The organism is Pseudomonas sp. URMO17WK12:I12, assembly GCF_000514395.1.
Taxonomy (GTDB): domain Bacteria; phylum Pseudomonadota; class Gammaproteobacteria; order Pseudomonadales; family Pseudomonadaceae; genus Aquipseudomonas; species Aquipseudomonas mucoides.
Map to the genome: position 1 here is coordinate 163,723 of NZ_AZVV01000003.1, position 19,273 is coordinate 182,995.

Here is a 19,273-nt window from a genome sequence, read left to right on the forward strand (position 1 = left end):
TGAAGGCCCCATCGCGAGCAAGCTCGCTCCCACAGGTTCAGTGTTCGCACATTGAAAATGTTCAGCTTCGGGCTGTGCGCCAGGCATCGATCAGCTCTACAAACGTGTCCTGCACTTGACGGATCAGCGTTTCATCGTCGATTTCACCCGCCATCCACGCGCGGCTCGGCTCCTGGAAAATCGTTCGGCCGACGGCGAAACCACGGCAAGTCTGGCTCTTGCTGGCCTGTTGAAACCCTTCGGCCAATGCTGCGGCCGGCGCATTCAAGCCCAGCAACACCACGCCTCGGCAATACGGATCACGCGCCTGAATCAGCTCGTCGAGTTGCTGCCACTGTTCGGCGCTCTGCGCTTCGATCTTCCACCAGGCCGGGTAAATGCCCAGGTTGTAAAGGCGTTTGAGGGCGCGATACAACACATGCGGATGGGTCGACGGATGATCATTGGGCGGGATGATTTCCAGCAACAGTTCATGACCGCTGACCTGGGAGGCCTGATACAAACCCTTGATCTGTGCTTCCTGCTCCAGTCGCAGCAACGGCTCGTCGTCAGGGTGAAATTGCACCAGGCACTTGATGATTTGTTCCTGCGGCCAGGCGATCAGGTTGCTGCCGATGGAACGACCATGCTCGAAAGCCAATGGCCGCGAGCCTTGTACTTCAACCGGGCGAGCGACCCACCAGCCGCGACCGGTGGCGGCGTTGAGCGAGTCCTGGCCAAAGCGTTGATCAGCCAACAACCCGACATCGGCTTCGATGCCTTGCTTGCGCAAATCGGTTTCGACGCGCTCCACGGCCTTGATAAACAGTTGCTTGAGTTCACCGATGGCGCTCAGCTCGCGCCCGCCCTTGTGCGCCAGTTCCACCAGTTGCCTACGATGATCGAAGGCGAAAATGAACAACTGCTTCCACTGTCTGCGCGGCACGCTGACATGATGCAGACGTTGCAACACTTCATCCTGATCAGGCCGGGTTATCGGCACCGGACTGTTAAACAGATAGTCGAGTTCGGCGCGGGTCGGCATGGCCGGGGCGCAAGCGTGGCGGGAGACCACCAGACCACCACAGGCATTGGCCAACTGGCAGCAGCGCTCATCGCTGGCATCTTCCAGCCAACCGGCAAGGAAGCCCGACATGAAGGCATCGCCAGCGCCCAACACATTGAGCACCTCCACTCGCACACCCGGATAAATGGCGCCGTCTTCGAGACGTTCCGGGATCACCCCGTGAATCACCGTGCAACCTTGCGGGCCGAGCTTGACCACCAGGGTCGCAGCGCTCAGCCGCCGGACATTACGTAATGCCGTGAGCAAATCCTCGGAGCCGCCAGCAATCAGAAACTCTTCTTCAGTGCCGACGATCAGGTCAAAACGCGGGAGAATTTTCTGTACGTGCTGACTAACGTTCTGGTCGGCGACGAAACGGGTTTCGCCGTCAGCTTTGCCCGCCAAGCCCCAAAGCACCGGGCGATAGTCGATGTCCAGCACCCGTTTGACGTTGTGCTTTTCGGCGTAATCCAGCGCCTGGATGCTCGCCTTGTACACGCCGTCTGTGGAGAAATGGGTGCCGGTGATCAGCAGCGCTTTGCTGGATGCGATGAAGGCTTCGCTGATGTCTTCGGCCCGCAGTGCCATGTCGGCGCAGTTTTCGCGGTAGAAGACCAAGGGAAACGTTTCGCGATCCTTGAGCCCCAGAAGGACCATGGCAGTCAGGCGCTCCGGGTCGACCTTGATGCCGCTGACGTCGCAACCTTCGCGGGCCAGAGATTCCACCAAAAAGCGGCCCATGTGATCGTCACCCACCCGGCTCAGCATCGCCGATTTCATACCCAGGCGCGCCGTGCCAAAAGCGATGTTGGCGGACGATCCACCGAGGTACTTGGCGAAGCTGCTCACATCCTCCAACCGCGCCCCGATTTGCTGCGAATAAAGGTCGACGCCAAGGCGCCCCAGACAAATCAGATCCAACCGACGTCCACTGGCAAAACGAGTCTGGCCCATGCTGGCTCCTGTTATTTTTATCAGCCTGTGTTCGAGGCGATGGCCGCGCCGAACACTCTTGGTGGATGCAGACTAGAACGTACGGGACCGAAATATCAATAATTATTCTATATATTTTTTACATGGAATATTTTTTCCAATAAACTTTGATACGAGCGTTCCAGAGGCAGTGCATCGATTCAGCAAGCTTCACATGGCCGCAAGCTCATGATTTTGTTCGGGCCTACCCTGTAGACTGCGCACAGCCAACCTATTGTCAGGGGACGAGGTGAACCATCGTCCCTATAAGAACAAGCCTGAAGGATTCCCTATGTCCCGCACCGATCAGCCGGCATCGACCGAGAGCACGCCCGAGGGCGATTTCGCCAGCCCCCCGATCAATGCCGAGCGTCTGCTGCAGCTGATCACCAATGAATACGACAGCCTGCCGCGCCAGCTCAAACGCATCGCCAGTTACATGAGCCAGCAAAGCGACCGGATCATGGTCGACCGCATCAGCGACATCGCCCGCGAATGCGAAGTGCACCCGTCGGCCATCGTGCGGTTTTCCCAGCGTTTCGGCTTCAGCGGCTTCAGTGAAATGCAGGCGTTGTTCCGTGAGGCGTATACCCACAAAACCACGCCGGTGCAGAACTACCAGCAGCGCATTCGCAGCATGATCGCCAACAAATCGCAGAAAGCCAGCGGCGGCGACCTGGCGCGCGAGTGCATCGATGCGACCCTGTCGGGCATCGAACGACTGGGGCTGGAACTTGATGATCAGGCCTTCGACAAGGCCGTGGACATGGTGGTGAATGCCGACAACATCTACGTGGTCGGCGTGCGCCGTTCGTTCGCGGTAGCCGATTACCTGGTCTACAACCTGCAACACACCAACAAGCGCATCCACCTGGTCTCGGGACTCGGCGGCAGCTACCGCGAGCAAATGCGCAGCGTGCGCGCCAATGACCTGGTGATCGCCATCAGCTTCACGCCGTACGGCAAGGAGACGCAGCACTGCCTGCGCATCGCCCAGCATCAACAGGCGAAAACCCTGATCATCACCGACAGCAATCTCTCTCCCCTGGCCAAGCGCGCCAACACTCTTCTGCTCGTCAACGAAGGCAGTTCGTTTGCGTTCCGTTCATTGAGTGCAACCCTGTGCCTGTGCCAGGCGCTGTTTATCGCCGTGGCCTATCGACTGGAGTTGAAGGTCGACGATATTCACGAGCAGGTCGGGTTCGACGACTGACCGAGACGTTGACGTTTGGCTCCGCGCGCAGCGGCTGTCGAGGCAGAACCGAACCCACTGCGCCCAATCACTGGCTGCGATCCAGCAGCCTGATGTAAATATTATTTTCATAAATTGATAAAAAGGAATAAATATTCTATTAATTGGATCTCTGAAAACAAGAATCCAAAGGATCTGTCATGCGCGAACTCGGAATCGGACTTATCGGCACGGGATTCATGGGTCGTGCCCATGCCTTGGCGTTTCGTAACGTCAGTGCGGCATTCGAACTGCCCTTCACGCTTCACCTCGCCGCCCTGGCCGACGCCGACCCCGTTCGTGCGCAAGCATGCGCCACCGCCTGGGGCTTTGAGCACGCCTATGACGACTGGCAGCAATTGGTCGATGATCCCAAGGTCAACCTGATCGCCATCACCACACCCAACCACCTGCACTACCCGATGGCGATGTCCGCTATTCGCGCCGGCAAGGCGGTGTACTGCGAAAAGCCGCTGGCGGTGAACCTTGAACAAGCCAATGCCATGCACCTGGCAGCCAAGAATGCAGGCGTCGTCACGCGTGTCGGCTACAACTACCAGCACAACCCGATCATCGGCCTGGCAAGGGAACTGATACTGAACGGCAGTCTCGGCGAGATCATCTGCTTTCAAGGCGAATTCAGCGAAGACTTCATGGCCGATCCAGCATCCCCTTGGTCGTGGCGCTGTGAGGCCGAACATGCCGGCGGGGCCCTGGCCGATCTGGGTAGCCACTTGCTCGCCATGGCGCGCCATCTGCTCGGCACTGTCGAAGCAGTGTGCGCCGATTCCCAGACCGTGCATCGTCAGCGCCCGGCCACGGCCGGTAGCCTGGAACCGCGTAACATTGCTGTCGATGATCAGACTCATGCCTTGCTGCGCTTTTCCAGCGGTGCGCGCGGTACCTTCAGCAGCAGTTGGCTCAAGCACGGTTACAAGAATCATCTGAGCTTCGAGATCAGTGGTACACAAGGCACCCTTGCGTTCGATCAGGAACGTTTGAATGAGTTACGCCTGTACCGCGCCGGGCAAGACGGATTCCAGCGTTTATTGGCCGGGCCGAACCTGCCCGGTTACGCAGCGTTCAGTCCGGCGCCGGGGCATCAGCTGGGCTACAACGAGTTGAAGACGCTGGAAGTGCATGAGCTGATCATGGCCTTGGCCGGGCACGGACAAGCCGGCACTGATTTCGAGCAAGCCTTTGAAGTGGAGCGACTGGCGACGGCGATTCGACTGGCGGCACGGGACCAGCGCTGGGTCAGTATCAGCGAGCTGTGATCGCTGAAAAGGCTGCGCTAAATGGCGGCAGCTTTTCTATCAGTACGGGACACTGAAAATAAAAAAGGGCCGCGAGATAAAATCTCGCGACCCTTTTTAAATATAGGGTCGGGACGGAGTGATTCGAACCTATGATGGCGAGCTAACGACTTCCTAACGTCGACACCCTATTGCATCAATCTCGCTGATTCAGTCTCGCGCCACTCAGAAAGCACTGTCAGATCTGTATGCGCGGGCTGTCGGTGTTTTGTCGTAGCACTGCGATTGCCGGCTTATCAGTGTCCAAGCCTTCCGTGAGGCTGCCCTGGCTGCAGTGGATTGGTTGCGAGGGATGGATTCGAACCATCGACCTTCGGGATATGAGCCCGACAAGCTGACCGCTGCTCTACCACGCATCTGAAACGAAAAAGCCCCGCACGATGGCGAGGCTTAGTAGGAGGAGACTTAATGAAAGTGCTTGAATTCGTACTTGGCGACGTTCGCTCTCATGTCATCAAGCAGGTCATGGCCTCGCCATGTGAGCGAGATCAAAGTCTCCACGCCTGAGGCGTCCACGGTGCTCTCCACGAATGCTTCCTTGACGATGAGCTGGAGTGCATGGGTCGCCTGCTCCTTTTTGACCTGGTCATGAGTGTCGTGACCATACACTACGTTCAGAGCATGCTCTTGAAGAATTCCTTTTCTATTTGCCTGCTCGACTTGCTCAAGAAGTGCCTTGATGTAATTCCAATTCCGCTTCATATGTAAATTCCCTCTGCCGTTTCAGGTCAAATGAGAATAGTCAGGGAATGGAGCCCCCATAAAAAAACCCGACGCAGTGGCCGGGTTCAGGGTGTCGTGTGCGTTTCGCGCTACTTATGCAGTCGAATCAAGTCGAGCACCTTCTCGACGTCCACACGAAACCTTAAATCCCTCCCCCTTAAACGTCAGCGCCATTCGCTGAATGAGTCGCTCAGATAGCAGGCGGGAGATTGTTGGTGCCGGCGATGAGCGGGGCATTCATAAAGGCATCCCAGCATTTATAGGCTTCGTGCTGCCTCTTGTTTGCAGCATCCCACTCGGGACCTGAAACACACCTAGATGAAACCAGCGTCATCATTCCCATGGTGGCAGCGTCAAGCTCTAATAGAAGCTGGTGCGACTCAAATCTGAAGTCGTCAATAGAAGCCATTGCCTTTCTCCTGGGCGGAACTCACCGCCATTGAGAAACAGCCGCTCCTCGAACGGTCGAGTACGGTCACCTCAGATAATTCATACAGTCTGACCACTGGTCAGCTTTATCCCTCTCCTTCAAAAGCCAGCCGCTATGGAGGCAAAGGACAGGTATTGCCCATGGAAAACAAAAATCCAGGCCCTGACCATCTCCGATACGTCGATACGTCGATACGTCGATACGTCGATACGATCGGACCGGAAGGCCTGACAGTCACGCTCCAAAAATGGGTGGCTTACGCCGAAACCGATAAGTGCTGGTACTTGTCGAGCGAGTCGGACTATCGCGGTCTGATTAAGGGTCACCAATACAGCTGGACCACCGGTAGTCTGAAGTTTGAGCTCAAGCTTAGTCAGTACACCGATGATGTCGACGTTGGAACTTGTGTTGCCTCGCTATGCATATATTTGTGGAAAGTAAGCGATAGCAAACTCATCTTTAGTAACCGTCGGCAACTCGCTTATCAAACTGAGGGCCAAAGCGCAGAGACCGATTCCGGCTTCGGTATCCGCTGAAGATTCCACCCAGAGCCAGTCGTTTGTAGGGGTAAAAACGTCTAAAACAAAAAAGGGTCGCGAGATAAAATCTCGCGACCCCTTGAATTATATGGTCGGGACGGAGTGATTCGAACACTCGACCCCTAGCACCCCATGCAAGCTTAGATCGCTGGAACCCGCCAAATACAAGGCTTCGCGCTTGGAGCTCGCTGCAACGATGCCCAACAGTGCGCAACCACGTTTTACAAAGTCACTCGAAAAGTCACTGAGCCATTTCGGCCCCATCTACCGGCGTTCTGCCGACCAAAACACAATCAAACCTCCCTGCACCACCAGGACTGCGCATACAGGCAGCCGTCGATTTCCTCCAAGCCGCTCAGCGTGAAAGCGTTGGTCGCCATTCCCGATAGCCGCGCGTCAAGCAACGGCGGAAGCGGCACTGCGTCAAGTGGCATCCCCTGCGGACGGATCTCGGCAATGTCGCTCGTCCTATTCAGCAACTCGCACATCTGGTTGCGGATGTTGATGTCACCCCGAATGCCCACCGTCTGCCTGATCGCCTTCCAATCTCTGGCAATTCCCTTTTCTCTCATGCGGGTAATAATGAAAAACATTGCTCGCCCAATACTGGATAAATAAACAGTATCAGGCTGAATGGATGAATCTTCAATTAATCGCTGACGATCGGATCAATCCATCATACGCCTGCTCGCAGGTCACTCCCCGAGCGCGGGCTTGGTCAGCAGCATCAGCCAGTTCGCCCGCTCTTTGGTCAGCCCGCTTGAGCACGTCGGCAAGCAAAACTGCGGCGTGGGCAGCTGCCTTGCTTGCGGCGGCAGTGCAGGAATTGCCGCTGGCTTCACTGGCTGCGAGTCGAGCGGCAAGTTTGTCGGCTGCCCCGCGCAGGCTGTCAGCAGAAGCGCGAGCAGTGGCAGCATCAGCAGTGACTTGATCAATGATCTGTTGGCCATTCTGGATTGCCTTGTTGATGGATTGTTGACGGGCTTGCTCTCTGGTGCGCTCGGCGGCTTCGTTGTTGGCCTTCGCAGCAGCGTCTCGGGTGTCGCGAGCATTCCACTCACCCTGCCATTTGGCATCCGTGACAGTCACTCCATGGTGATAGGCGCCGAACAGCGCGCCGGCCACCAATGCGAGCGCAGCTATATAAGGAAGAAACCGGAGCAGGATCGCGTTCATGCCAGCACCTTCAGTGCGGCGGCGTAGAAAGCCAGTCGCTCGGCCAATCCATTCAGCCCGCCATTGATGCGCCGGGTGACGCCGTTGAAATCCTTGGCATCAGCCAGCGCGTTCAGGTTGCGAGAATTCCAGAACCAGGCCGCCGACTTGCAAGCCCACTCGGCCTGCTCCAGTAGCTCAGGCGTGCGCAGCAATCGGTCATCTCCGAACAGCGCCTTGCTGCAGGCCAAATAGTTGTCGTGTCCGGTGATCTGGATGAGGCCGCGCCCGCGGTACTTCTGCCCGTCGCCATCAGCCTCTGGCGTATTGCCCAGCCGTTGAGCCAGCGCACCTGTGTCGTATTTGCTCAGGTACTGGTCTCCGCCGAGTTCCTTCACGTAGCGGAATTGGCCTGATTCATGCCCCACCTGGGCGATGAAGGCAGCCATCCGCAGGTGGGTGTTGATCTGGTACCGATCCATGGCCAGGTTCAGCGCAGACGCAAAAACGCCGGCTTGCTTGCCGGCGCTCGGAAGGATCAGCAGCAGTTGCTGCGCAGTGATGGGCATGCTCAACTCCAAGCGAAAAAAAACCGCTCAATGGCGGTAATGGTCGGATGTACTGGTAGGATACGCGGCGCCCAGCATGGGCTTTTGTCACATGGAGCCTCACACAACAATGACTTCCACATCTGCCGCGGCGATGCCAGCGATTGATAAACACCTGAGCCACCCGAAATATCGACCGGATATTGACGGCCTTCGCGCACTTGCCGTGCTTTCAGTGGTCGCCTTTCACGCCTTTCCCTCCATTATTCATGGTGGGTTCGTTGGCGTTGATGTTTTCTTCGTTATCTCTGGATACTTAATCTCAAGCATCATTTTCGGTAGTCTTGAGAAGAACAGCTTTAGCTTCGGCGAGTTTTACAGCCGTCGAGTCAATCGAATCTTTCCCGCGCTACTGTTGGTTTTGGCCGCAAGTTGGGTATTCGGTTGGTTCACCCTACTTGCAGATGAATATATGCAGTTGGGGAAACATATCGCAGGCGGATCGGTGTTTCTCTCAAATTTCGTATTGTTGGGAGAGGCTGGATACTTCGACAACACTGCGGAGACGAAGCTTCTGTTGCACTTGTGGTCCCTTGGGATTGAAGAGCAGTTCTACCTTATTTGGCCTCTGCTCCTGTGGGCAGCATGGAAAGTCAGACTGAACGCTCTATTGCTCGTCGTTATCACGGCAGCGATCTCATTTGCACTGAATATTGCATTCATTCAATCAGACTCTGTCGGGACGTTCTACTCACCGCAAACTCGGTTTTGGGAGCTGCTGGTCGGGTCGTTCCTAGCCTATATGACCATGAACAAGGACAAGATATTTCCGAATTGGAGGGCTGAAAGCAGCCTGGTTCTGAGAAACATACAGTCAATCATCGGTGTAGCCTGCCTGGCAGTAGCCTTTGCGGTCATCACCAAAGCCGACAAATTCCCCGGCTGGTGGGCGATTCTGCCGACCGCTGGCGCGGCACTGATTATCGCTGCTGGACCGAGCGCATGGTTCAACCGAGTCATTCTGTCGAACCGCGTTTTCGTATGGTTCGGCCTCATCAGCTTCCCGCTATACCTTTGGCACTGGCCGTTGCTGACGTTCGCGCGAATTATTGAAAGCGCAGTGCCATCTGTCACGGTCCGCTGTCTCGCAGTGTTGCTGGCCATTGTGCTTTCCTTGATCACCTACCGCTTCGTTGAGCGTCCACTTCGCACCGGTGGCCGCGGGACCAAAAAAACCGCTGTGCTGATCGGCTTTATGGTGGTGACCGGCATTGCTGGATACCTCACCTACAGCCATGCCGGCCTGCCGAATCGCGCCCTGATCAAGGACGCTGAGCGAGTGAACTCGCAGTTTGTCGGGCCGCTGTGGAAGTACATGAAAAATGATATCTGCCTCAACAAATACCCACTGAAGGAGTCGTCTGACTACCTCTGGTGGTTCTGCATGGCAAACAACGATCAGAAACCGACGCTCTTGATTTTGGGCACCAGCTTCGCGAATCACTTGTACGCTGGGATTGCCTCCAATCCGGCCACCAGCAAAAACAACATCGTCTCGATGGGATCTTGCGATCCATCTCAGCCGGTGCTGCCAGAGGAAAGTATCCCGGTAGACAAAAATCCTTGCGCAGGAAATCGGGTGAAGCACCAGAGGGATCTAGCCGACAAGGTTATTGATGAATCTGGTACGGTGAAATACGTGATTTTCAGTGGTCTGCGGCCGAATGTGGACGCGGAAAACATTGAAGTGCTCAATGAATACATAGACCAGCTGGAGCGACGCGGCGTAAAAGTGATCGTGTTCTATCCCCACGTCAGGGCGCAGTTTGAAATCAAAGGTTGCTTCCCGCGCCCACTGAAGGCACCTCTCATTGCCTGCGAACTAGATCGCGCGAAACTTGATGAAATTCACCAGAGTTTCCAGCCATTGGTTGATAGCGTTACCAAGCGCCATCCAGATGCGAAGTTCTTTGATCCGAACCAACTGTATTGCGACGATAAGAGCTGCAAATTGGTCATCGACAATATGCCGCTTTTCCGAGACGAGTACAGTCACTTCTCTGAGTTCGCGAGCGGTAAGCTCGCAGAGGTATTTGTGGAGTGGGCGAAGATCAATGCTCCGGGCATCTTGATACCCTGAGGCAATAAACAAAAAGCCCGGCTCATGCCGGGCTTTTCTTATTCTGCAATTTGATAGGAAATTGCACTCAGATTGATGTAATAGCTGCCCTCATAGGGCGAGTCGAAAATTTTAAAGGATCCATCTACACCCGCAAGGATGTGCACTACCCCGCCGATCTCGCCTGTTGCTTTCTGCCAGGTGACCGGTATGAGCTTTTGCCATCTGGTGGCGAATGCCGCCGGCACCGCCATTATGTTTGATCCATCGACCAGCCTTAGCCCGCTGTATGACAAACAGTCGGAAAGCGAGAAGTGATCTCCCTGAATCGAGTAGACCGGCTTCGCTGCTGAGCCAAACCCCTTGTAAAGCCAGTTCGCGTTCACCGTCTTTGGCGGTGTGTCTTTCGACACCTTCGGTGATATGGCGCCGGCCAAGGCTTTCGCCCACGCAAATCCCGTCACCATTCTCGCGTAGGCACCAGGATGGATGTTGTCGACTACGATCGGATCATTACTCGAGCGAGCCAGGAAGTCGGCCATCACAGCGCCTTGATCCTGGATGGCAAGTGTCGTTCCCTGTACCCCCAGATCCGCCAGACGACGCATTAGATAATTTCGGAATGGTGCGCCCTTCTCGGATTGAAGAGCATCCTGTCCCATATTTCCGTACGGCAAAGCGTCAGCCCTTCCATACCAATACGTCGGAAGACCAACGATTGGTGTCACGCCCTTGCTCTGGCAATAGCTGACCATCGCTTCAATCTCAGCGACATACGCAGTGATGTAGTTCGAAATCTGAATGTCATTGATGCCCAGCTGAATCAGGCAGTAGTTATAACCTTCTATGTCCGTCGCAAGCAGCAGATCCTTTTGCTGGGACGAAATATCACCAGCCACTGCGAGGTTTTTGAGCTCCATGATCTGGACGCCGGACATCCCCGTGAGGAATCTCCGCATGTGACCAGGCCAGGCACCTGCAACAGTGTCAGTAGTGGTTGAATCCCCGCATACAACAATTTTCAGCGGGCTCGAACCCATGGACTTCTTGCCGATCACACGATACGGAGCGACCAACGAGGTCGCGCCAGCCGCGGTTTGATTGCCTACGGCCCACCCAGCATAGGTGATGTTTCCACCCGCATTTTTCACCCGCGCCACTTCCAGCCCGTTGAAAACCACGGAAAACATCTTGGCGGAATGCACCCTGACGCCTACGGTGGCGTTCTTGGCGAAGTATTCCTTCCTTTCCTGCATGGGGTAGATGATCGGCTTTGAGAAGCTGACTGGTTGAGAGCCACTCTTTGTCGCTATGCCTATCGGGCCGCCCGCGGTGTGCTGATAGGCGATACACCAGCCCTCATCCGTGACAACCGCTGCCGCAACCAGGCCGCAGAACGTGGCTGTGTCAAAGCAGCCATGAATCTCATGCCCAGGTCGAACCGGCGTAGTCGTCAAATTAAACCCAGTCGCCGGAACGCTGGAGAACATGACGAGGTCTTTTGACGCGAGAACGGGTGTAGAAAAACTTAGGTCACCATTCGTGAGATTGACTGTCTGGTTGAAAAAACGAGACGCATCGAGCGACTCAGGAATCTCAGCCTCGCCAAGCAGCGGACTCATGAAAAAGGACTTTTCTACGTTGCTCTTATACGCCTCAGGCCCAAGAGTGAACGTATATCTAAGCGAGTCATATCTTATGGAAAGAGGAGCTGTTGTTCTGGCTCCATCGCCTGCAAGAAAACATTCCCAAGCATCGAATCTGACCGAAACACCAACACCAGGATCTAAAACGAATTTCCCGATATCGGTAAAATGGTTATTGCCAGAGATGAAATAAACACCGTGCGAAGACCGTGGCATTTCGATGACGCAGCCATTCGGATTGTTCCGAAATATCTTCATGAAGACGGATGTATTATCCGAAGCATCGTCGTCAATACCACCTTCTTCAATGATATTGACTCGATTTGAAGGTACTGCGTTGCCATGACTGGTGTTGCCGCGTGCCACAGCATCCACACTTATTGCGCCAACTCCCAATCCTAATATTTGCAAGAATTTTCTCCTTGCGCGGGAAACGCGGTTATCCATGAGCACGCTCACCACCAGACGACTAATTTCAAATAAAGTCGCCGATGGTAAGCCAGGAGGGGCTGCTTATCCATAGCGCGTGTGAGTTCGCCACAATTACGCCGGTGCAACGGGCCATTCGATTATTTGTGGAAATCCTGCCTGGGTGCGGACGCGAATCAAGGCAACGGCATATTTTTTCCAAGCCAGCAGTTGCACCTGGTCGTCATCGTTTGACTCACCGAGCTCGTCGGCGTATCGAAGCGGCGCGATGTTCAACTCGGCATTGCGCAGCTTTTCCAGGAGCAAACTTTCTGCACTGTCTTTGGCGCTCGGCAGCCGCGACTCCAGGAACGATAGGTATCTCGGGTCTTCCTCTTCGATTTCTCCTTGATTTGGAATCTCCGGGCCTTGGACGCATCCGAAAACTGTCATCACAACCGCTTCCGTATCGTCTGCAAATTGCACGTGTATGACGCTCATTCCTCACCCCCAGTCAAAACGTATACGACGAAAGCCAGATAACGCCGTTTTGAGATGCGGCTTGTGTTGCCGCGTAGTAGATCGTTTGTGGCGTGATAATCGGTGTTGCAAACCATCCCCAGATCGGGGCTGTGGCAGGCGATACGTTGCCAACACCCACGAGTCCACCGCCGGAATAGTTGGCGTCGGCACCGATTTGGATAACGCCGTTGGCTGCGTTGTTGATTGCGTAGCCCGCACACGTTTTGGCATTTCGCGGAACAGCACTTGCGATTGAAGTGGCGGTCGCCGTAACGGCCGTGCCGCCTGACAGAACACTTTTCCCACCAAAGCTGATGGTACGGTCAGCCTGATAGCCCGCCGCAAATGCAGTTCCTGGAGTCGTTGGCCACACGCTGACCAGAGCTGAGGCTGTGTAGCCTGCAGGCATGTTTGCCCCGCCGTACACCTCCGGTTGAGCCGCGGCTGTTGCGTTTACGCCAAGCAGAGCCGGGTTGGACCCTGAAAGCGGTGCGTTTGGGTTGTAGATCGCGTAGATCGCAACATAGCCACTCGCAGGTGCAGTGCCGACATCCATCCCACCAGCACCGGTGGCGCCGCCGTTGATGAGCTTGCTGAAGTTGGAAAGCCTGTAACTCAAGCCCCCGAGAGCAGTGCTTACCACGATCTCATCAGCGGTAAAGGTAGGACCACCCGCTGGCGTAGGAATGGACATCCTGGCGTTCTTCATTCCGCCGGTAATCGCTGCCATTTGCGAAAGCTGCATCGCATGGGCGCTTTTCGTCGCCGGAGCAACCTGCATCGCTCCGCCGGAGCTGGCGATGATGATCCAGGAACCGGCACCAACGGACGTGTTGTATTGCAGCCAGACTTCGCCGTTCTGGACAATCTCACCACCCTGCAGCGCGGCGTGCGCGCCGCCGACGATTGGCGCAGCGGCAATGACACCCGGTGCTGGAGTGAAGGTGCTGGCTGCGGTGTTGGCATTGGCGGCCTTCAGGCGCAGCATCATCTTGTCGGTGAGGACTGTAATGGCTGGGGTGAAGTTGGCCGCATAAACGTTGGCGGTGCCAATGTCATTCGCGCTGACTGGCGAGCCACTTTGCAGAGCTTGGATGAATCCGCTCGGGAGCAGTGGCGCGCCACTGTATTGAGCAATGCTTCCGCTGGTGATGGTGGTCTGACCGAACGCCACGGTGACAACGTACAAGCCCACATAGCCGACATCAGGTGCCGGAGTTACCTGGCTCCCAGTCACCGCCGATGCGCCTGCCTTCACCGACACCACCGCAATCCCTTTGCGAGCAGTATTTTGCGTCAATCCGTTGTTGCCCATACCGCTGTACGGAAGCGCAGGGTTCGCGCTGTTGTAATAAGGCAGCAGAACAGGGGTAGAGTCCGAGTCCTGATAGGTCACCTGAACCAGATAGTTGATGGATTGGCCTGAAGTACCTGGCGCGGGGCAGCTCAACGTCACGCCATCAAGCAGGATTCCCTGCTTCATGATCGAATGAGTCGTGTCGGCAGGAAGCGACGAGAAGGCCAAAGCGTCGATGCTGGTCAGGCTATAGATTTCGCCAGGAGCACATACCACCTGCAGCGATGCCGGACCTGTCGGCGTTACGGCGAACCCGCTGGCCATGGTGCTCGTGCCAGTAACGGTGGCCGACAACTTGGCAAGGCCGATCATTGCATCTTTGGCCATCTGGAGCAGGCTGGTTTCCGGCAGGATTTGGCCCGGGTAAACGATCTGTCTGTCCATGGAATCCCCAATAAAAAGCCCGCACTTGGCGGGCATAGAGTTGAATGAGTGAAAATCAGTTGGTGATCCGGTACCAGACCGTGGAGCCGTACATCTTCGTGGCTTCAATAGCGGCAACGATATCGTCGTCAGACACGTCTGAAAAAAGCTGAGAGACCGGCAGCAAGGCACTTGTCTGTGAGAGGCCAAACCAGTTGGTGGCGATGCCAGGCCAATTTGCTGCCCCGTTACCACTTGGCCTGTAGGCCGTGACGAATGCTTGGTACGGACAACTCGTGGAGCCGAGCGGGCCGGCAACACCAAGCCCGAGCGTGCGCCCAAGACAGCCGCAGTCGTCCGGTTTGGCCGGCTCAATAATCAGCGGGTGACGCCCGGTCAGATCGAAGAGAACTTGATCCATGCCATGCCGCGTGGCCCTCTCCCTGAAAATGTTGATCAGGATTCGGTTCCGATAGCTGGCGTCAAGCTGGCCCGACAGCCTGAGTAGATTGTTGCCGAAGAAATCCAGCCCGATCAGATCCAACCAGCTATCCGTAGCGGTCTTGATCCGCGTTTGATCCTTGGCGTAAAGGTAGAGGGTGAAGCCCCAGGACAATGCTTGGGCGTACCCCCACAAAAGCGCATCTCGGACCGGGTTGTCGTCGCCGAACCAGCCCAGAGGCAAGAGGCTCTTCAGCCGGCCGAACATGTCCGTTTGATCGCCAGTACTCATTTAAGCCACCGTAACTGTGCCGGGTCGGATGACCTGTTTATTGGTAGCCCCGAGATCAGCCGTTCCGCCATTGAGCAGCACACCGGAGACATTCGTGATGGCTGGGCTGACGCCATAGGCAATGGCGGCGAGCTGTGTGAAAGGCAGGATCTGCCCCAGGCCGAGCTTGGAGATGTAGGTCTGGATGGCGGTGGTCACCTGCGCGACCACCACGCTGTGCGTGACTGTTGGGTCCGTGGCAATGGTCATGCCGACGTTGGCCGTGACCAGTACTGGTGGAAACACACCGTAACGCGTGGTGAACCCACGGACAGATTCGATAGCCGCGCCAGCCGACACCAGAAACGCACCGGACGGCGCGCCGCTACCGTCGTCAACGACTGCGTAAAAGTAGCCATACAGCAAGTTGCCGCTGTAGTCCTGATTCTCGGTGAGCGTGTAGGAAACGCCTTGCTGCATGGACGATAGAGCGAACCCGATGGCAGCCTTTGTCGCCTTCGAAAGCGATTGCACCCACAGGACAAACCGGGCGCGAAACGCAGAGTCCCCTTCCGGATCGACCCCATTGGTGAAGACCGCAGAGTTCGTGACCGTATCCACCCCGCTGATGCTGCCGACGATTACCGTGACCGTGCCAATCAAAGCGTTGCCAGCGGCGCCCGCTGTGGTGGCAATGACAGGAACTGTCGCGGTCGCGATGCCGGCCGGGATCAGATAACCGCCGAGCGTGGCGTTATACATCCCGTTAGTGGTATCGATCGTCACAGAATACTGCTGTGACCCGTCGGTGGAGCCCACCAAGGCGCCGATCGGGATCAGCGCTGAGTTTGTCGGGGTGAACCGCGAATAGGTGACACTGCCGGTCGCGAAGCTGGCCGAAAGGCGGAAGAACCCGAAATCCGCCATCCAACTATCCAGATCTGCGCCGGATGACGTGGAGGCTCGAGTGGTCGCAAGCAGTGTCACGATCAGCTGCTGTAACCACTGCAGGACACTTGCATTGCTTTCGGTGATGGCCCGCAACAGCGAGCCAATGGTGAAGTCGACAAGCCCGGCCGCCCTGCCCTGTATGGCAGTCACCTGGTCCCGGACAAGGGTAGTGAAGTCCTTGATATTGAGCGATGCCATATCAGCGATTTACCTCAAACGAGAGCGTCACCGGCTCGCCCAATGGCGAATCGGTGTAGCTGATATTGACGGAGATGGAGTCGTTGCCCGGCGTGACAGAAATCACTGGAGCCGGCTTCTTGGCGACACAATCCTCAAGGAGGATCTGCCCGCGAATGAGCGAGATGATTTCCGGGATGTTCATCAGAGCGCCGACATATCGGCCGAGCCCGGCGCCGTAATTTGGATGGAACAGGTAATCGCCTGGGTTTGTGATCAATCTGCGCAGAATCCTTTGCTTGCCTCTCTCCATGCCCTCGACCGGCGACAAGCTTCCGGTCGGGGACAGTGAAAGGTCGTCTCCGGGATAGTGGTTCAGGTCCTTCATGGCACAGGCACTCCAGAGGTTCCGGTACCAGGCTGTACCTGGCTGGTTTTGTGGAGTTTCAGGCTGATCGTGTCGGCCTTGACGTCGCCACCGACAACCTCGATGCCATCCTCATCGGTCACGGTCAGCTTGTGGTCCATCGAGACCGGTCCGCCGGTGAAATGGTGTTGCGGGGCGTCGTAATTGATGGCGACGCCTGAATGCAGCGTCACCGTGCCGTCGTTGAAGAACTTGAGCAGCGCTCCCGACTCGTGAACGGCCCAAATTTCACCGGACGGCACCGGCAGCGGCTGATTCTGGCTGTTGGTGTGCCTCGCTGTGACCTTGCCCAGGTTGGGATCGGACGAATCGAAACTGACTGTGACCTCATCGCCGATTTGCGGGCCGATCTGAAAGCCCCAACCATTACCAACGCCGGGGCAGTCGAGCGGTAACCAGTTCGTTTCCCGACCTTCAGGCTGAAGCGCTACCTTCACCACCCCGTTGGCTGCGTCGTAACTGGTGATCGTCCCGGTGCGGGGCCCGGTTAGATCGTCTGTCTGCTGCTGCCGCATGGCATTGGCAAGGTTCGCGATCATGGTTGCACCATCGAGTTGGGGTTATGGTTTTTGGCCGACAGGCTCATGGTGTAGCCAGATTCAAAGCTCAGTGACCGCCGGACCGAGTCGACGTAATAGAGTTGGTCGAACCCTGAGCCGGTGCCCTCGACGCGCACGATCGTGTTCGGCATCAGCGAGTTATCACCCGGCAGCGAGCCGTACATGCGCATTTCGTGGTCGGTGATTTGCTTGTGGATCTTCTGCGCGAGCTGTTGCGCGGCGTACTGGTCGAGGCCGTTACGCTTGATCTCGTAGACCTGGCGCTTCGCTGTCGCCTGCCCCGGTGAAATGCCCTTCGCAGAGTTGGTCGGATAGGTGGCCTTGTAGGTTTTACCGTCCTTGTAGGACAGCACCTGCACCGTCACCCCGCGCGCCAGCGTTAGATCACGCTCGAACGTGAGGTCATCCGACGTATTGCACTGCGGATAAGCAAGCGCCCCCGGCTCTACCCAGCGGATCAGGTACTGATCAGTGGTTTCAGGGTCGAGAGCCGGCTCGTAGTGCAGCTCGTTGCCGGTCACGTAGACTTGAAAGCCGTCCAGGCCAGCGAAGTACGCCAGCAAGTCCCACTCCGTGCGCTCATCGGTGCAGTGCGCGTGGTCCCATTTCGTAATCCCGCCGACCTGAGTCTTGGTCGCCGTCACTACCGGAGTGAGCCCGCGGCGATTGGCGAGCAACGTGGCCACCTCGCTGGTGGTCATGTTGGCGAATTTTTCGTTCGTCTTCGTGTCGATGAATTTGCTGGTGTAGTCCCGGCCCTCAACGTTCACTTCGAACTGGCTCATTCGGAAGCTGAGGCGATCCACCGCACCGACGACCAGCTCGCGCCAGTCTTCGATGTTCTGGTCGAGAAGGCCAATTGAAATGGAAATTTCGATCGTGGTTTGTGTCGACCACCAAGACACCGTGTTGTATGGCGGGGGCAAATTCGTCCTGGCGAACAGCACGGAAAACGTGTCTGCCGAGTAGAAGGCGTTGCTGTCGATTTCGCACGACACGAACGGCACTTCGACCCCATTCAACAGCAGGCGGCCGACTACCTGCCGGACGATTTGCTCTGTCTCGGCTTTGTTCAGGTCCATTTATTCGCCTACTGGGATTTTTATCGTCTGGATGCCGTCGAGTTGTGGGTCGACGATACTGTTGGCTGCGGCAATCTCGGTCCAGCGCGACTGATCGCCGTAGCTATCGGCGGCGACTTTCTGCAGTGTGGAGTTGCTTGTAGTGACGCTGGATGTGCCGTTAGCGAGAGGCCCAGCCAGCACGTTCTTCTGCATGCGATCCAGCACGCTCTGCATCTGGTACAGCGGCGCGAGCTGGGTAAGCGCGGCACCTTGGCGCAAGACATTGTTTGCCGCGGTCGACACCGGGTTGCCGGGAATCAGCCCGCCCAGCGTGGTGATGTCATTGATTGAGGCTCCGACTTGCGAGATCACCGACTGCACGACGGCCTGAGCTGCAACAAGCGGGCGAATGACCGTCTGAACCGTCTCGATAGTGGCGTTCGCGAAGCCCTGCACCTGCGACACGGCGTCCTTGACCGTATTGATGCTGGTGGTCACCGCATCGGAGTTGATGATGCTCGCCAGGCCGAGCGATTCACCCACATCGCTGTTGATCAAGGCGTCCAGCGTGCCCGCCAAGGCGTTTTCAGTGACGGGAGCATCCAGCCTGGAGACGACCACAAGCTCGATGCTGTAGTACCGGCGATAGACGTGCTCGAAACGGGCGTCGAAGTCTTGGATCAGGACGTTGAAGTAGTACCCGTCCATGTTGAACGTCAGAGGCTGGCCGGCGTCGCGCAGTGTTTCGAGCTCGTTGACTCGATCCCCTGCTGTCGCGCCGGTCATCCAGCCGGACCACGAAATGTTTTTGTAATCCACGCCAAGCACATCGACGATCCGTTTCCCGCCGACCAACTTGTGCACCACCATTTGTTGCTTGGCGCCGATCGTCACCGCCTCTGGTACTTCGAGGCCGGTAAATTCAACATCGCCGACGATCAAACGAGTGGCAAAGGGGTCCCCGCCCGGAGCGAAGTTGTCCAGGAAGCTCGTAAAGCTCATCGTTGA

General features: G+C 56.5%; 19 protein-coding genes and 1 tRNA gene. 4 read left to right on the forward strand and 16 right to left on the reverse strand.

From position 1 onward, the window contains the following. Positions 1–61 precede the first annotated feature (61 nt). Positions 62–1,999, reverse strand: a complete 1,938-nt coding sequence (gene iolC, locus D882_RS0100760) for a 5-dehydro-2-deoxygluconokinase (RefSeq protein WP_027921473.1) — start codon at positions 1,997–1,999, stop codon at positions 62–64. 310 nt (positions 2,000–2,309) lie between these two features. Here iolC and D882_RS0100765 point away from each other — a divergent pair, with 310 nt between their 5' ends. Further along, the gene (locus D882_RS0100765; protein ID WP_027921474.1) at positions 2,310–3,230 is read left to right on the forward strand and encodes a MurR/RpiR family transcriptional regulator; all 921 of its coding nucleotides are present in this window, start codon (positions 2,310–2,312) and stop codon (positions 3,228–3,230) included. Positions 3,231–3,409: 179 nt separating this feature from the next. Next, positions 3,410–4,525: a Gfo/Idh/MocA family protein gene (locus D882_RS0100770; RefSeq protein ID WP_027921475.1), complete on the forward strand. Its 1,116-nt coding sequence runs from the start codon at positions 3,410–3,412 to the stop codon at positions 4,523–4,525. A gap of 319 nt (positions 4,526–4,844) precedes the next feature. Here the strand turns inward: D882_RS0100770 and D882_RS0100775 are convergent. The 3 genes from D882_RS0100775 to D882_RS0100785 all read right to left on the reverse strand — a co-directional run bounded on the left by D882_RS0100775 (position 4,845) and on the right by D882_RS0100785 (position 5,696). Continuing rightward, positions 4,845–4,920: transfer RNA gene (locus D882_RS0100775), tRNA-Met, on the reverse strand. A gap of 49 nt (positions 4,921–4,969) precedes the next feature. Then, positions 4,970–5,266: a DUF2513 domain-containing protein gene (locus D882_RS0100780; RefSeq protein ID WP_027921476.1), complete on the reverse strand. Its 297-nt coding sequence runs from the start codon at positions 5,264–5,266 to the stop codon at positions 4,970–4,972. A 211-nt stretch (positions 5,267–5,477) separates the two neighbouring features. After that, positions 5,478–5,696 (reverse strand): hypothetical protein, encoded by a 219-nt coding sequence (locus tag D882_RS0100785; RefSeq protein WP_027921477.1) that lies wholly within the window; start codon positions 5,694–5,696, stop codon positions 5,478–5,480. A gap of 161 nt (positions 5,697–5,857) precedes the next feature. Here D882_RS0100785 and D882_RS1000000131595 point away from each other — a divergent pair, with 161 nt between their 5' ends. Further along, entirely contained in the window at positions 5,858–6,253 is a 396-nt protein-coding gene (locus D882_RS1000000131595) for a hypothetical protein (protein WP_050590122.1), read from the forward strand. 296 nt (positions 6,254–6,549) lie between these two features. Here D882_RS1000000131595 and D882_RS0100795 read toward each other — a convergent pair whose 3' ends face one another. From D882_RS0100795 to D882_RS0100805, 3 genes are read right to left on the reverse strand one after another with little or no spacing between them, the layout of a single operon-like run. Beyond that, on the reverse strand, positions 6,550–6,849 hold the full coding sequence (locus tag D882_RS0100795) for a hypothetical protein (protein WP_027921478.1): 300 nt from the start codon (positions 6,847–6,849) through the stop codon (positions 6,550–6,552). 52 nt (positions 6,850–6,901) lie between these two features. Further along, positions 6,902–7,432, reverse strand: coding sequence for a DUF2514 family protein (locus D882_RS01000000130710; RefSeq protein WP_032833371.1), 531 nt, complete (start codon positions 7,430–7,432; stop codon positions 6,902–6,904). After that, entirely contained in the window at positions 7,429–7,980 is a 552-nt protein-coding gene (locus D882_RS0100805; protein ID WP_027921480.1) for a glycoside hydrolase family 19 protein, read from the reverse strand. The genes D882_RS01000000130710 and D882_RS0100805 overlap by 4 nt, the downstream gene beginning before the upstream one ends. 109 nt (positions 7,981–8,089) lie before the next feature. Here D882_RS0100805 and D882_RS0100810 point away from each other — a divergent pair, with 109 nt between their 5' ends. After that, complete coding sequence (locus tag D882_RS0100810) at positions 8,090–10,099, forward strand: acyltransferase family protein (protein WP_027921481.1); 2,010 nt, start codon at positions 8,090–8,092, stop codon at positions 10,097–10,099. Between the two features lie 38 nt (positions 10,100–10,137). Here the strand turns inward: D882_RS0100810 and D882_RS0100815 are convergent, their stop codons facing one another. The 9 genes from D882_RS0100815 to D882_RS0100855 all read right to left on the reverse strand — a co-directional run bounded on the left by D882_RS0100815 (position 10,138) and on the right by D882_RS0100855 (position 19,267). Continuing rightward, entirely contained in the window at positions 10,138–12,171 is a 2,034-nt protein-coding gene (locus D882_RS0100815) for a hypothetical protein (protein ID WP_155953686.1), read from the reverse strand. 96 nt (positions 12,172–12,267) lie between these two features. After that, positions 12,268–12,633: a tail fiber assembly protein gene (locus D882_RS0100820; RefSeq protein WP_027921483.1), complete on the reverse strand. Its 366-nt coding sequence runs from the start codon at positions 12,631–12,633 to the stop codon at positions 12,268–12,270. Positions 12,634–12,646: 13 nt separating this feature from the next. Next, positions 12,647–14,395 carry a hypothetical protein gene (locus D882_RS1000000132970; protein WP_050590123.1) on the reverse strand — a complete coding sequence of 583 codons (1,749 nt, stop codon included), beginning with the start codon at positions 14,393–14,395 and terminating at the stop codon, positions 12,647–12,649. 55 nt (positions 14,396–14,450) lie between these two features. Then, positions 14,451–15,107, reverse strand: coding sequence for a hypothetical protein (locus D882_RS0100830; protein WP_027921485.1), 657 nt, complete (start codon positions 15,105–15,107; stop codon positions 14,451–14,453). Continuing rightward, complete coding sequence (locus D882_RS0100835; RefSeq protein ID WP_027921486.1) at positions 15,108–16,235, reverse strand: baseplate J/gp47 family protein; 1,128 nt, start codon at positions 16,233–16,235, stop codon at positions 15,108–15,110. Position 16,236: 1 nt separating this feature from the next. Then, a complete protein-coding gene (locus tag D882_RS0100840) occupies positions 16,237–16,602 on the reverse strand; it encodes a hypothetical protein (protein WP_027921487.1) in 366 nt (121 codons plus the stop codon). Continuing rightward, positions 16,599–17,180 carry a phage baseplate assembly protein V gene (locus D882_RS0100845; protein WP_027921488.1) on the reverse strand — a complete coding sequence of 194 codons (582 nt, stop codon included), beginning with the start codon at positions 17,178–17,180 and terminating at the stop codon, positions 16,599–16,601. Before D882_RS0100845 ends, D882_RS0100840 begins: the two co-directional genes overlap by 4 nt. Then, positions 17,177–18,283 (reverse strand): phage late control D family protein, encoded by a 1,107-nt coding sequence (locus D882_RS0100850; protein ID WP_027921489.1) that lies wholly within the window; start codon positions 18,281–18,283, stop codon positions 17,177–17,179. Before D882_RS0100850 ends, D882_RS0100845 begins: the two co-directional genes overlap by 4 nt. After that, a complete protein-coding gene (locus tag D882_RS0100855; protein WP_027921490.1) occupies positions 18,284–19,267 on the reverse strand; it encodes a hypothetical protein in 984 nt (327 codons plus the stop codon). Between the last annotated feature and the right edge of the window lie 6 nt (positions 19,268–19,273).